Consider the following 14162-nt stretch of genomic DNA (forward strand, 5'->3'; position numbering starts at 1 on the left):
GCGCCCCCGGAACGGGTGAGGCCAACCTTCCGATATCGCTTGACACCCACCCGTGTTCGCGGGTCACTGGCCACCATGGCGCAGAAACTCAGCGGGTACCACCGGGCACTGGATCTCTTCGAGGGCATCGTCGGCGGGGTCCCGCACGACCGCTGGTCCTCGCCCTCGCCCTGCGCCGGCTGGAGCGCGCGGGACGTGACCGGCCACGTGATCGGCGGCCAGTACGCGATCATCGCGATGGCCACCGGCGAGGAGGCCCCGGACGCCGGCACCGAACCCGGCAGGTTCGCGGCGGGTGACGCGCTGCTGGCCTGGCGCACGGCCCGCAAGGAGTGCGACGCCGCGCTGACCCCGGAGGCGCTGCGCCGCCCGATCGCCTTCGGCGGGCTGGGCGAGCTGCCGCTGGGCGACTTCCTCGGCGGGTACGTGCTGGAGCCGCTGGTCCACGCCTGGGACCTGGCCCGCGCCACCGGCCAGCCGGACCGCCTCGACCCGGACCTGGTGCATCACGCGTTCGCGACCGCCCAGGTGGTGGCGGCCGACCTGCGCGCCGACGGCCGCCTGGGACCGCCGCTCACACCGCCCCCGGGCGCCACCGAACAGACCCGGCTGCTCTCCTTCCTGGGACGCGAGCCGGGAACCGCCTAGACGAACAGGCTTCGGAGCCGCCGGTGCCGCCCCTAGGAGAACTCGGCGAGCGCGCGCTCGGCCTCCTCCAGCCAGGCCCGGCGGGCGGTGAGGGCCTCCTCGGCTTCTTTCGCGGCCTTCTCGCGTCCGGCGTCGCGAGCCTTGGCCAGGTCCTTCTCCAAGCGCTCGATGGAGCCGCGCAGCCGCGCCACCGTGGCCTCGGCGCGGGCCCGCGCCTCGGGGTTGGTGCGCCGCCACTCCTTCTCCTCGGCGGCCCGGATCGTCTCCTCGATCTTGCGGAGCCGGCCCTCCAGGCGGTCGCGCTGGTCGCGGGGCACCGGACCGGCGGCCTCCCAGCGCTCCTGAATCGCGCGCAGCGCCTGCCGGGCCTGCCGGACGTCCCTCACCGGGAGCAGCCGCTCGGCCTCGGCGAGGATCTTCTCCTTCTCCTCGGCGTGCCCGCGCAGCTCGGCGTCGCGTTCGGCGAACGCGGCGGCGCGGGCGGCGAAGAAGACGTCCTGGGCGCCCTTGAACCGGGCCCACAGGTCCTCCTCGACGTCCCGCGACGCGCGGCCGGTCATCTTCCAGCGGCGCATCAGGTCGCGGTAGGCGGCGGCGGTCTCGCCCCAGTCGGTGGACTCCTGCATGGCCTCGGCCTCGGCGACCAGCCGCTCCTTCTCCCTGCGCGCCTCCTCGCGCTGGTCGTCCAGGGTCGCGAAGTAGACCTTGCGGCGCTTGGTGAAGGCGTTGCGGGCCGCGGACAGCCGCTTCCACAGGGCGGTCTCGGTGGGACGGTCGATGCGGTCGGCCGCCTTCCACTCCTCCACCAGCTGGCGCAGCCGCTCGCCGCCGTTCTTCCAGTGGGTCTCCTCGGCGGCGATCCGCTCGGCCTCGGCGACGATCCGCTCCTTGATCTCGCGGGCCTCGTGCCGGGCGTGCTCGCGCTGGGCCTTGACCTCCTCGCGGCGCCGCCCCACCTCCTCGGTCAGGTTGTCCAGGCGCCGCACCAGCGCGTCCAGGTCACCGACCGCGTGCGCGTCGGTGACCGCCTCCCGCAACCGGGCGATGCTGGCCTGCGCCTGCGCGGGCTGCAGATCGGTGGTGCGCAGCCGCTGCTCCAGCAGCCCGATCTCGGTGACCAGCGCGTCGTACTTGCGCCTGAAGTAGGCCAGGGCCTCCTCCGGTGCGCCGGCCTGCCAGGAACCCACGACGCGCTCGCCGTCCGACGTCTTCACGTAGACGGTGCCGTCTTCGTCCACCCGGCCCCAGGGATCGGTGGCGCTGGACACCATTGCCTCCCATCACAGTCCGGTCTTCTCACGTTATGACCGGACCTTTCAAACCATAGTCGTATGGCCGCTATTACGCTGCCACCCCGGCATTGGCGACCTTGTCGACGATCCCCATACCGGAAGTGATCTTTCCGAAGACCGTGTAGTCGGGCGGCAACTCCGCGGAGTCCTTGTACACGATGAAGAACTGGCTGCCGTTGCTGTCGGGCATCTGGCTGTGCGCCATCGCCAGCGTCCCGCGAGTGTATTTGGCCCCGTTGGTGTTCTCATTGGCAAAGCGGTACCCGGGGCCGCCCGAGCCGCTTCCGGTCGGGTCGCCGCACTGGAGCACCGAAAGCCCGCCGCTCGTCAGCCGGTGGCACTTGGACTTCTCGAAGTACTTCTTCTCCGCCAGGAACGCGAAGGAGTTCACGGTGCAAGGCGCCTTGCCCGCGTCCAGTTCCACCTTGATGTCGCCGAGGCTGGTGTTGATCGTCGCCTCCACGGTGCCCTTGTAGGCCGCGGTGGACGGCGGCTTGCCCAGCCCCTTGGGCGCTCCCCGGTCCTTCGACGACGGGTAGTTGCATTTGGCCGTTCCGTTCTCGCCCCCGGAGACGCTCACCTTCCGCAGCTCGATCTCCTGCTTGGGCTTGCCGTCCTGGGGGTCGGCCTCCGCCGTCGGGGTCGGGGAGGCGCTGGCGGCGGCGTCGGAGCCGTCGTCGCCGGTGAAGGTCACGATCGCGGCCACGCCACCCGCGATCACGGCCACGGCGAGTATCGACCCGATGATCCGGACGCGGCGCGCACGGGCCTCCTGGGCCTGCCTGCGCTGCTGCTGCCGCTGGTAGCGCTGGCGCGCCAGCTCCTTCTTGCGGTCCATACCCGCCACGGTGCCTTGCCTCCGGTGTGATCAGATCAGGGGAACGTGCAGCGCATAGTAGCGGCACGAGGCCCACAGCGGATCCCCCGAACGCCGCCGGACCGCCCGCTCCCGGGCCGCTTCGGCCCGGCGCCGCCGACACGGCGATCGGCGGATCTCGTTCGCGGTGGCCAGGGCCGCGCCGGTACCCTCGGAGGCACCGCGCGGCTGGCCGGGTGTGGCCCCGGCCGCGGCGCGTGAGGACCGACGGCGCCGGGACGGCCACAGCCCTCCCGGCGCGCGCCTCGTTCCACGTGGCCTAAAGGAAGGACGACAGTGCTCGTCGCCGGGTTCCCCGCCGGATCGTTCGCCGCGAACTGCTATGTCGTGGCGCCCGCCGCGGGTGAGGAGTGCGTCATCATCGATCCCGGCCAGGACGCCGAGGCCGGGATCGAGGAGATCCTGCGCGAGCACCGGCTGCGGCCGGTGGCGGTGCTGCTGACCCACGGCCATATCGATCACGTCTGGTCCGTCGCGCCCGTCTGCGGCGCCAAGGACGTCCCCGCCTACATCCATCCGGACGATCGCGACCTGCTGACCGATCCGGCCAAGGGCCTGTCGCTCGGCGCCGGGCAGCAGTTCTTCGGCGGGCTGGAGCTGAGCGAGCCCGACGACGTGCGGGAGCTGTCGGACGGCGCCGTCCTGGAGCTGGCGGGGCTGTCGTTCACCGTCGACCACGCCCCGGGCCATACGCCGGGGTCGGTGACGTTCCGGCTGCCTCCCGCCGGGGAGATCCCCGACGTGATGTTCTCCGGCGACCTGCTGTTCGAGGGGTCGATCGGGCGCACCGACCTGCCGGGCGGCTCCTACGAGGAGATCCTGGCGAGCCTGGCGCGGGTCTGCCTGACCCTGCCCGACCCGACCGTCGTCCTGCCCGGCCACGGTGGACAGACCACCATCGGACGCGAGCGTGCGTCCAACCCTTTCCTCACCGGGCTTCTGCCGGGGGGTTCAGGGGGGTCGTCCTCCCTGAAAGACTCGGCTCAGACACCGGCCGAAGGGCCTTCCAAGGGATTCTGACCTGACATCATCATGAGTTCGAGTTTTCAGGCCCCCAAGGGGGTCAACGAATATGTTCCGCCGCGCGCGGACCTTTTCCAGGCCATCCGCCAGGCGTTCGCCGAGCAGGCCAGGCTGGCCGGATACGGCTACCTGGAACTGGCGGTCTTCGAGGACACCACGCTCTTCAAGCGGGGCGTCGGCGAGTCCACCGACGTCGTCAGCAAGGAGATGTACACCTTCGAGGACCGCGGCGGCCGGTCGCTCACGCTGCGTCCCGAGTTCACCGCCGGGGTGCTGCGGGCGGTGCTGGAGCACAACCTGCACAAGCGGGGCGGGCTGCCGGTCAAGATCTGGACGACGGGCCCGGCGTTCCGCGCCGAGCAGCCGCAGGCCGGCCGGTACCGGCAGTTCTACCAGCTCGACCTGGAGGCGATCGGCACCGAGGACCCCCAGGTCGACGCCGAGACCATCGCGATCGCGTGGAACTGGTACCGCTCCCTCGGGCTCACCCGGGTGCGGCTGCTGCTGAACTCGCTGGGCTGCAAGGAGTGCCGTCCCGCCTACCGGGCCCGGCTGCAGGAGTTCCTGCGCGGGCTGGACCTGGACGAGCCCACCCGGCGGCGGATCGAGATCAACCCGCTGCGGGTGCTGGACGACAAGCGTCCCGAGGTGCGGGCGCAGCTCGAAGGCGCCCCGCTGATGGCCGACCACCTGTGCGCGGACTGCAAGGCCCACCACGACCGGGTCCGCGCGCTGCTGTCCGACCTCGGCATCGCCTGGGAGGACACCCCGACCCTGGTGCGCGGGCTGGACTACTACACCCGCACGACCTACGAGTTCGACCACCCGCTGCTGGGCGCGCAGTCGGGCATCGGCGGCGGCGGGCGCTACGACGGCCTGTCGGAGGACATCGGCGGCCCCGAGCTGCCCGGCATCGGGTTCGGCCTCGGACTGGACCGCACGATCCTGGCGCTGGAGGCCGAGGGCGCCGCGTTCACCGCGCCGCCGCGCTGCCAGGTCTTCGGCGTCGCCATCGGGGACGAGGCCGAGCGGCGGGTCTTCGGCCTGGTGAACGAGCTGCGGCGGGCGGGGATCGCCGCCGACATGGCGTTCGGCGGCAAGAGGCTGAAGGGCGCGATGAAGGACGCCGACCGGTCCGGCGCCCGGTACGCGGTGATCCTCGGCGAGCGAGATATCGCCGCCGGGTCCGCGCAGCTGAAGGACCTGGAAGGCGGCGACCAGGCCGCCGTGCCGCTCGACGAGATCGTCACCACGCTGAGGGAAAGGCTGTCGTCACGATGATCCGCTCGCACGAGGCGGGGACGCTCCGCAAGGAGCATGCCGGGCAGCAGGTCACGCTGGCCGGCTGGGTGGCCCGCCGCCGCGACCACGGCGGCGTCACGTTCATCGACCTGCGCGACGCCTCCGGCATCGCGCAGGTGGTGTTCCGGGAAGAGGACACCGCGCACGACCTGCGGTCGGAGTACTGCGTCAAGATCACCGGCGAGGTCCGGGCCCGGCCGGAGGGCAACGAGAACCCCGAGCTGCCCACCGGCGACATCGAGGTGGCCGCCACCGACATCGAGGTGCTGTCGGAGGCCGCGCCGCTGCCGTTCCCCATCGACGGCGACGTCAACGTCAACGAGGAGGTCCGGCTCAAGTACCGGTACCTCGACATCCGCAGGGACGCCGTGGCCAGGGCGATGCGGATCCGCTCGGAGGGGTCGTTCCTCGTCCACGAGGTCATGCGCGAGCACCGGTTCGTCAACGTCGAGACCCCGACGCTGACCCGCTCCACCCCCGAGGGCGCCCGCGACTTCCTGGTGCCCGTCCGGCTGCGGCCCGGCCACTGGTACGCGCTGCCGCAGTCGCCGCAGCTGTTCAAGCAGCTGCTGATGGTGGCGGGCCTGGAGCGCTACTACCAGATCGCCCGCTGCTACCGGGACGAGGACTCCCGCGCCGACCGGCAGCCCGAGTTCACCCAGATCGACATCGAGATGTCGTTCGTCGAGCAGGACGACGTGATCGCGGTGGCCGAGGACCTGGTGGCGCGGCTGTGGAAGGAGCTCGCCGGGTACGAGATCCCGCGGCCCATCCCCCGCATCACCTACGCCGAGGCCATGTCCCGGTACGGGTCCGACAAGCCCGACCTGAGGTTCGGCACCGAGCTGACCGAGCTGACCGGCTACTTCGCCGGCACGTCCTTCCGGGTCTTCCAGGCCCCGTACGTCGGCGCCGTGGTCATGCCGGGCGGCGCGTCCCAGACCCGCAGGGAGCTGGACGCCTGGCAGGACTGGGCCAAGGCGCGCGGCGCCCGCGGCCTCGCCTACGTGCTCGTCCAGCCGGACGGCACGCTCGGCGGCCCGGTCGCCAAGAACCTGTCGGACCAGGAGAAGGCCGGCCTGGCCGCCGAGACCGGCGCCGCGCCCGGCGACGCGATCTTCTTCGCGGCCGGCAGGCCGCACGCCATGCGCGAGCTGCTCGGCGCCGCCCGGCTGGAGATCGGCCGCCGGTGCGGGCTGATCGACGAGTCCGCGTGGGCGTTCTGCTGGGTGGTGGACGCGCCGATCTTCGAGCCCGCCGAGGACGACAAGGGCGAGCAGATCGGGTGGACGCCGGTGCACCACCCGTTCACCGCGCCCAAGCCCGAGTACGCCGACGACTTCCAGCTCCGTCCCGGCGAGGCCCTGGCCGACGCCTACGACATCGTCTGCAACGGCCACGAGATCGGCGGCGGGTCGCTCCGTATCCACCGCGCCGAGATGCAGCAGCGGGTGTTCGACGTGCTGGGGCTGACCAAGGAGGAGGCCGAGTCCAAGTTCGGGTTCCTGCTGGAGGCGTTCAAGTACGGCCCGCCCCCGCACGGCGGGATCGCCTTCGGCTGGGACCGCATGGTCATGCTGCTGGCCGGGGTGGACACCATCCGGGACGTGATCACCTTCCCGAAGGCCGCGTCCGGCCACGACCCGCTGACCGGCGCCCCCACCCCGATCACCGAGGAGCAGCGCGCCGAGGCCGGGGTCGACGTGATCCCCGAGGACTCTCCGGAGGAGTGACGGCCCGGGTCACCGGTGGGTGCCGCTGGTGACCCGGTACACGTCGTACACGCCGTCGATGGACCGGACGGCCTTCAGGACGTGGCCCAGATGCTTGGGGTCGCCCATCTCGAAGGTGAACCGGCTCACCGCCACCCGGTCACGGGTGGTGGTGACGGACGCCGACAGGATGTTGACGTGCTGGTCGGACAGCACCCGCGTCACGTCCGACAGGAGCCTCGGCCGGTCCAGGGCCTCGACCTGGATCGCGACCAGGAAGACCGAGTCCTCGCCGGGGGACCACTTGACGTCGATCAGCCGGTCCGGCTGCGACTTCAGGTTGAGGACGTTGGCGCAGTCGGAACGGTGCACCGACACCCCGTGCCCGCGGGTCACGAACCCGACGATGTCGTCCCCCGGCACGGGCGTGCAGCAGCGCGACAGGCGCACCCACACGTCGGAGTCGCCCGCGACGACCACGCCCGGGTCGCCCGTGCTGCGGGTGCGCTTGCGCGGCGTGGGGACGGCGATCTCGGCGAGGTCCTCCTCGGCGCTCTCCACCCCCCCGAGCGCGTCCACCAGCCGCTGCACCACGTGCTGCGCGGAGATGTGCCCCTCGCCGACCGCCGCGTACAGCGACGACACGTCCGGGTAGCGCATGTCGCGGGCCAGGGCCAGCAGCGCCTCGGCCGACATCAGCCGCTGGAGCGGCATGTTCTGCTTGCGCATCGCGCGGGCGATGGAGTCCTTGCCGGACTCGATCGCGGTGTCGCGGCGCTCCTTGGTGAACCAGTGCTTGATCTTGTTGCGGGCCCGCGCGCTCTTGACGAAGTTCAGCCAGTCGCGGCTCGGCCCGGCGTCGGGCGACTTGGAGGTGAACACCTCGACGGTGTCGCCGTTGTCCAGGGTCGACTCCAGCGGGACCAGCCGCCCGTTGACCCGCGCGCCGATACATCGGTGCCCGACCTCGGTGTGGATGGCGTACGCGAAGTCGACCGGGGTGGCGCCCTGCGGCAGCGGCTTCACATCGCCCTTGGGGGTGAAGACGAACACCTCCTGGACCGACAGGTCGAACCGCAGCGACTCCAGGAACTCGGCCGGGTCGGCGGTCTCCTGCTGCCAGTCCAGCAGCTGCCGCAGCCACTGCATGTCGCCGGCCTTGCGGCCGCCGACCGTCTCCTCCTTGTACTTCCAGTGCGCCGCGACGCCGTACTCGGCCCGCCGGTGCATGCCCCAGGTGCGGATCTGCAGCTCCACCGGCTTGCCCTCCGGGCCGATCACGGTGGTGTGCAGCGACTGGTACATGTTGAACTTCGGCATCGCGATGTAGTCCTTGAACCGGCCGGGGACCGGGTTCCATCGCGCGTGGATCGAGCCGAGGGCGGCGTAGCAGTCGCGGACGCTGTCGACCAGCACCCGGATGCCCACCAGATCGTAGATATCGTCGAAGCCGACATCCCGGGCGATCATCTTCTGGTAGATCGAGTAGTAGTGCTTGGGCCGTCCCGTCACACTGGCCTTGATCTTGGCCTCGCGCAGGTCGGCGGACACGTTCTCGATCACGTCCTGCAGGAAGTCGTCGCGGCGCGGGGCGCGCTCGGCCACCAGCCGGGCGATCTCGTCGAACCGCTTGGGGTAGAGGGTGGCGAAGGACAGGTCCTCCAGCTCCCACTTCAGCGTGTTCATGCCCAGCCGGTGCGCCAGCGGAGCGAACACCTCCAGCGTCTCGCGGGCCTTCTTCTCCTGCTTGTGCCGCGGCATGTAGCGCAGCGTCCGCATGTTGTGCAGCCGGTCCGCCAGCTTGATCACCAGCACCCGGATGTCGCGGGACATCGCCACGACCATCTTGCGGACCGTCTCGGCCTCGGCCGCCTCGCCGTACTTGACCTTGTCGAGCTTGGTCACCCCGTCCACCAGGGCGGCGATCTCGTCGCCGAAGTCGGCGCGCAGTTGCTCCAGGGTGTAGGGGGTGTCCTCGACGGTGTCGTGCAGCAGCGCCGCGCACAGCGTCTCGGTGTTCATGCCCAGCTCGGCCAGGATCGCCGACACCGCCAGCGGATGGGTGATGTACGGGTCGCCGCTCTTGCGCTTCTGGTCGCGGTGGTAGTGGGCGGCCACGTCGTAGGCGCGCTCGATCAGCCGCAGGTCCGCCTTGGGATGGGTGTTGCGCAGCGTCTTGCTGAGGGGTTCGAGTACCGGGTTCATGGCGGGTCCGCGCTGGGAGCCGAGGCGGGCGAGCCGGCGCCGCACCCGCGCGGCGGACGGCGGAATCGACGAGCCCGTACCGGACGCGCCTGGCGTACCGGAAGGGGCCGGGGCGTGTGCGGACGACGACCGGCGTTCGGTGGACGCGGGGCGGGCCTGCGCTGGGCCTTCCGCTGGACTCTGTGCTGGACGCCGCTGGGCCGGGTTCGGGCGGGCGGGCGCCCGGCCGGTGAACCCGGGATCGTCTCCAGCCGGCTCCGTACGGCCCTCATCCGGCCGGTGTGCCCCTTGCGGGGCCGATGCCTCGTTCGGGCTGGATCCAGGGATCTCAGGGCTTTCAGGGCGTTCTGGGGCCTGGGCGGGCTCACCGCCGCGCACGCGCTCCCCGCCTTCCGGCGTCACGGTCGCGCGGTCCGCGTCCTTCCCCGGCTCCGCCGCCGGGCCCGCCGCCTCGCCGGTCACCTTCCCGGTCACCGCGCCGGTCGATACCACCTCACCGGGCACCCAGCCTCCTAGACCTTGGGACGCCTCGACCTCCTCGCCCCGCGGGATGCGCCCGTCCCCCGCCGGGCTCGCGACGCCGCCGGGAAGGATCCCCCGGCCGGCTCCCGGGACGCTCCGCGTCCGGGTTAGGCGCCAGTGTATCCGCCGCCCATTTCGTACTAGACCGTAACCAGCGAATGGACGTCCAGATTCCCGAGCTTGTCCCGTCCATGCAGGAAGGACAGCTCCATCAGGACCGAGATGCCCACCACCTCGGCGCCGGAACGGGCGACCAGGTCGGCCGCGGCCCTGGCGGTGCCGCCGGTGGCCAGCACGTCGTCCACCACCAGCACCCGCTCGCCCGGGGCCAGCGCGTCCTGGTGCATCTCGATGGTCTCGGTGCCGTACTCCAGATCGTAGGTCTGCTCGAAGGAGTTCGCGGGCAGCTTCCCCTTCTTGCGCACCGGGACGAACCCGGCGCCGAAGTGGTAGGCGACCGGCGCGGCCAGGATGAAGCCGCGCGCCTCGATTCCGACGATCTTGTCCACGGTGCCGCGGCCGTGGTGGTTGACGATGGCGTCCACCACGCCCGCGAACGCCACATGATCGGCCAGCAGCGGGGTGATGTCCTTGAACATCACCCCCGGCTTGGGATAGTCGGGAACATCACGGATCCGGTCCTGGATCAGCTTGTCGAGGTCCACCGTGTCTCCTGATCAGGCGCCGGCCGCGCCCGCCGCGTGGGGGGCACGGCCGGGTGGGTCCGTTCCGGGGTTACTTGCCGCGGCGCTGCTGGCGGGTGCCCCGTTTGGGCTGCTGCCGCGGGCCGCGCTGGACGACCTTGCGGACGGTCACCGAGGCCGGGATCGCGTTCTCGGGCGCGTCGTCCTTGGGGGCGTCGTCCCGCGGCGGCTCGTCCTCCCCGTTCTCGGGACGGCCGTCCCGGGCCTTGGTGAGCGCGGCACCGGCCTTGGCGGTCTTGGCCTTGCGCTTGGCGCTGCTCTCCCGCCGGGCGATGTTGGCCCGCAGCTCGCGGTACTTGGGTTCGCGCTCCTTGAGCTGCACCAGCAGCGGGGTGGCAACGCAGATCGAGGAGTAGGTCCCCACGATCATGCCGACGAACAGCGCCAGCGACAGGTCCTTCAGCGTGCCCGCGCCGAACAGCGTGGTGCCGATGAACAGGATCGCCGCCACCGGCAGGATCGCCACCAGCGAGGTGTTCAGCGAGCGCACCAGGGTGCTGCTGAGCGCCTGGTTGGCGGCCTGGCTGTAGGTGACCTTGGAGGTGGGGCCGAGCGGTCTGGTCACCTCCTTGATCATGTCGAACACCACGACCGCGTCGTACAGCGAGTAGCCCAGGATGGTCAGGAAGCCCAGCAGCGTCGCCGGGGTGACCTCGAAGCCGGACCAGGCGTAGATGCCCGCGGTGATCACCAGGTCGTGGACCAGCGCCACCACCGCGGCCAGCGCCATCCGCCACTCGAAGGCCACGGACAGATAGCCGATGATCAAGATCATGAAGACCAGCAGCGCCCGCCAGGCCTTCTCCGAGATCTCACCGCCCCAGGACGCGCCCACCACCTGGGTGCTGACCTGGGACTCCTGGATGCCCAGGTCCTCGGCGATGCTGTTCTTGACCTCGGTGACCTCCGACGAGCTCAGGCTTTCGGTGGTCACCCGCCAGCCGCCCCCGGCCTTCTGGACGATGGCCTGGTGCGCGCCCCCGCTGGTGACCGCCTCGCGGACCTTCTCGATCGAGGCGCCCGGCTTGCTGAAGGTGAAGACCGACCCGCCCTTGAACTCCACGCCGAAGTTCAGCCCCTGGAGGAGCAGGCCGGCGATGGACAGCACCAGCAGCAGGCCGGAGATCGAGTACCACAGCCGGGGCTTGCCGACGATGTCGGCGCTGATCTCGCCCCGGTAGACACGGGCGAGGACGGCACGCAGCCCAAGCATCTCAAGCCTCCTGGCTCTTGGTACGGGCGGACGAGGCCCTCGGCGAGGCGCCGACCGCGGCCGGGGCGGCGCGTCCGCCACCGGCGGTGGCGGACGCCCCGGCGGGCCGGGCGCCGGCGGCGGCCCTGGCGTGCAACCGGGACGGATCCAGGCCCGACAGCGGATGCCCGCGGCCGAAGAACCGGGTCCCCGACAGCAGGCCCACCAGCGGCTTGGTGAAGAAGAACACCACGACCACGTCGATCAGCGTGGTCAGGCCCATCGCGAACGCGAAGCCCCGGACCCCGCCCACGGCCAGGAGGTACAGGACGAGCGCCGCCATGAACGTCACCGCGTCGGCGACCAGGATGGTGCGCCGCGCCCGCTTCCACGCCGTCTCCACCGACGGCCGGAGCGTCCGGCCCGCGCGCAGCTCGTCACGTAGTCGCTCGAAGTAGACGATGAACGAGTCCGCGGTGATGCCGATGGAGACGATCAGGCCGATGATGTGCGGCAGCGACAGCCGGAAGCCCATGTTCTCGCCGAGGATCACCACCGACACGTAGGTGATCCCGGAGGCCACCAGCAGGCTGGACACCGCCACCAGGCCCAGGCCCCGGTAGTACATCAGGCAGTACAGCACGACCAGCACCAGGCCGATCGCACCGGCGATCAGGCCGCCGCGCAGCTGGTCGGAGCCCAGCGTGGACGACACCTCGTCGATGGAGCTCTGCGTGAACTCCAGCGGCAGCGCCCCGTACTTCAGCACGTTGGCCAGGTCGGTGGCGTAGGTCTGGGTGAAGCTCTCCGGAGGCCCGTCGATCTGCGCCGTGCCGCCGGTGATGGCGCCCCTGCTGATGCTGGGCGCCGACACCACCTGGCCGTCCAGCACGATCGCGACCTGCGAGCGCGGGGAGCCGGGGTTCTGCTGGTACTGCCGGTACGCCTCGGTGGTGACCTGGCCGAACTGCCGGGCGCCCTGGCCCTTGAACTTCAGGCTGACCCACCAGCTGCTCTGGCCCTGGGTGGCGTCCGGCGGCATCGCGGACGCGTCCTCGACCTGCTCGCCCAGCACCCGCACCGGGCCCAGGATGTACTTGGTGACCTGGCCGTTCTCTTCCTTCTGGTCGCAGGCGGCGACGAACCGGCGGTTGGGGTCGTTGGCCCCGGGGACGCGCTTGTCGGGCACGTAGCAGTTCAGGGACTCGAACTGCTTGATCACGTTCGGGTCGTTGATGCCCGAGTAGTCCTGCGCCGCGGCGTTGGGGTCCAGCGTGGGCAGCCCGGAGGGCAGCCCGCTGGGCGCGGGGCTCGCCGAGTTCGAGGCGGACGGCGACGCCGATCCGGACGGGGTCGGCGTGGGCGCGGCCAGGGCCTCCGACAGCGCCCGTCCCCGCGAGGTCGGCGACGCGCTCGGGGAGGCGCTCGGCGACGCCCCGCCCGACGGCGAGGCCGAGGGAGAGGGGCTCCCCGACGGCTGGGCCGAGGGCGCGGGCGTCGCGGCGGCGCCCCCGAGGGGACGTCCGTCGGCCACCGCGAACACCTGGCGGAACTGGAGCTTGGCCGTGGTGCCGATGAGCTGGACCACCCGGTCCTGGCCCTCACCGGGCACATTGACCACGATGTTGCTGGAGCCCTGCTTGGCCACCTCGGCGTCCGAGACGCCCAGGCCGTTGACCCGCTGGGTCATGATCCGGACGGCCTGGTCCATCTGGGTGGGCGGCGGGTTGCCGCCGTTGACGGTCTTGGCGGTGAGCGTGACCGTGGTCCCGCCGGCCAGGTCCAGCCCCAGCTTGGGGGTGGGCTGCCCCTGCAGGAACATCACGCCGGTGAGTGCCCCCATGACCACGAACAGCGCGAGGAGCGTGCGCCCTGAATTGGGAACGTTTCTGCGAGGCGGAGCCACTGGTCGTCTAACTTCCCGTCGTCGTCATCAGTCGTTGGCCGCTGCCGGAAGGTCCGTCATCCCCGGCCCGCGTCGGCGGGCCGGGGCGCCGGGGCGTCCCGGTTCAGCCCGAGGACTTCTTGCCGCCCTTGCCCGCGCCGGCTCCCTGCGCGGCGGGCTTGCCGTCCTCGTCGGCGGCGGACTCGTCGGCATCGTCGGCGGGCGCGGACTTCGTGAGGTCGGCCTTGGTCTCCCCGGCCTCGTCCCCGGCCTCGTCCCCGGCGCGGTCCTCGTCCTCGGTCAGGTCGTCGCCGGACTCGCCGTCCTCGTCGTCCTCCTCGGCGTCGTCCTTGAGGACCTGCATGACGGCCTGCTTCACGACCCTGATGGTCACGCCGTCGGCGATCTCCAGTTCGAGGCCGTCGTCGTCCACCGCCACGACCTCGGCGTAAATGCCGCTGGTCGTCAGCACCCGCGCCCCGGGCTGCAGCGAGCTCTGCATTTGCAGCTGCTCCTTGCGCCGCTTGCTCTGCGGGCGGATCAGCAGGAAATAGAAGACCACGGGAATGGCCAGGAGCAGCAGCAGGTTGAACGCCCCGCTACCGCCCTGCTGTGCCGCAATAATCATGTCGCTGCCCATCGCTGGGGCATCCTTCCGATGTGGTTTGCCCGGCCTGTCAGTGGATCGCCCGGCTGTCGCCGATCGGTCCGGAGTCCGATCCGAGCCGTCCGAGACTCCGAGCCATCCGAAACGCAGGCGCCGGCCGGGTACGGGTGACCGGTCCCGGAGTCTAGAGAGT

11 protein-coding genes are annotated in these 14162 nt (G+C 71.3%); 4 read left to right on the top strand and 7 right to left on the bottom strand.

The features are described 5' to 3' along the window. Nucleotides 1-75: 75 nt before the first annotated feature. Nucleotides 76-648: a TIGR03086 family metal-binding protein gene (locus ACGWYJ_RS22120; RefSeq protein ID WP_395108152.1), complete on the top strand. Its 573-nt coding sequence runs from the start codon at nucleotides 76-78 to the stop codon at nucleotides 646-648. A gap of 32 nt (nucleotides 649-680) precedes the next feature. Here ACGWYJ_RS22120 and ACGWYJ_RS22125 read toward each other — a convergent pair whose 3' ends face one another. Together ACGWYJ_RS22125 and ACGWYJ_RS22130 are read right to left on the bottom strand one after the other, a co-directional pair. Next, nucleotides 681-1919 (bottom strand): DUF349 domain-containing protein, encoded by a 1239-nt coding sequence (locus ACGWYJ_RS22125; protein ID WP_395108153.1) that lies wholly within the window; start codon nucleotides 1917-1919, stop codon nucleotides 681-683. A gap of 70 nt (nucleotides 1920-1989) precedes the next feature. Next, nucleotides 1990-2778, bottom strand: a complete 789-nt coding sequence (locus ACGWYJ_RS22130) for a peptidylprolyl isomerase (RefSeq protein WP_395108154.1) — start codon at nucleotides 2776-2778, stop codon at nucleotides 1990-1992. A 315-nt stretch (nucleotides 2779-3093) separates the two neighbouring features. Here ACGWYJ_RS22130 and ACGWYJ_RS22135 point away from each other — a divergent pair, with 315 nt between their 5' ends. The 3 genes from ACGWYJ_RS22135 to aspS are packed head-to-tail and all read left to right on the top strand — an operon-like array spanning nucleotide 3094 to nucleotide 6875. After that, complete coding sequence (locus ACGWYJ_RS22135; protein WP_395108155.1) at nucleotides 3094-3837, top strand: MBL fold metallo-hydrolase; 744 nt, start codon at nucleotides 3094-3096, stop codon at nucleotides 3835-3837. 12 nt (nucleotides 3838-3849) lie between these two features. Then, nucleotides 3850-5121 (top strand): histidine--tRNA ligase, encoded by a 1272-nt coding sequence (gene hisS / locus ACGWYJ_RS22140; protein ID WP_395108156.1) that lies wholly within the window; start codon nucleotides 3850-3852, stop codon nucleotides 5119-5121. Beyond that, on the top strand, nucleotides 5118-6875 hold the full coding sequence (aspS, locus tag ACGWYJ_RS22145) for an aspartate--tRNA ligase (RefSeq protein WP_395108157.1): 1758 nt from the start codon (nucleotides 5118-5120) through the stop codon (nucleotides 6873-6875). The genes hisS and aspS overlap by 4 nt, the downstream gene beginning before the upstream one ends. 9 nt (nucleotides 6876-6884) lie before the next feature. Here the strand turns inward: aspS and ACGWYJ_RS22150 are convergent, their stop codons facing one another. The 5 genes from ACGWYJ_RS22150 to yajC form a co-directional block, all read right to left on the bottom strand. Next, complete coding sequence (locus tag ACGWYJ_RS22150; protein WP_395108158.1) at nucleotides 6885-9059, bottom strand: RelA/SpoT family protein; 2175 nt, start codon at nucleotides 9057-9059, stop codon at nucleotides 6885-6887. Nucleotides 9060-9721: 662 nt separating this feature from the next. Next, the gene (locus tag ACGWYJ_RS22155) at nucleotides 9722-10246 is read right to left on the bottom strand and encodes an adenine phosphoribosyltransferase (RefSeq protein WP_395108159.1); all 525 of its coding nucleotides are present in this window, start codon (nucleotides 10244-10246) and stop codon (nucleotides 9722-9724) included. Nucleotides 10247-10316: 70 nt separating this feature from the next. Then, nucleotides 10317-11498 carry a protein translocase subunit SecF gene (gene secF / locus ACGWYJ_RS22160; protein WP_395108160.1) on the bottom strand — a complete coding sequence of 394 codons (1182 nt, stop codon included), beginning with the start codon at nucleotides 11496-11498 and terminating at the stop codon, nucleotides 10317-10319. Between the two features lies 1 nt (nucleotide 11499). Beyond that, entirely contained in the window at nucleotides 11500-13320 is a 1821-nt protein-coding gene (secD, locus tag ACGWYJ_RS22165; protein WP_395108161.1) for a protein translocase subunit SecD, read from the bottom strand. A gap of 166 nt (nucleotides 13321-13486) precedes the next feature. Then, nucleotides 13487-14002: a preprotein translocase subunit YajC gene (gene yajC / locus ACGWYJ_RS22170; protein WP_395108162.1), complete on the bottom strand. Its 516-nt coding sequence runs from the start codon at nucleotides 14000-14002 to the stop codon at nucleotides 13487-13489. Nucleotides 14003-14162 lie beyond the last annotated feature (160 nt).

The sequence above is a fragment of the Actinomadura sp. SCN-SB genome (genome assembly GCF_043906805.1).
GTDB lineage: Bacteria > Actinomycetota > Actinomycetes > Streptosporangiales > Streptosporangiaceae > Spirillospora.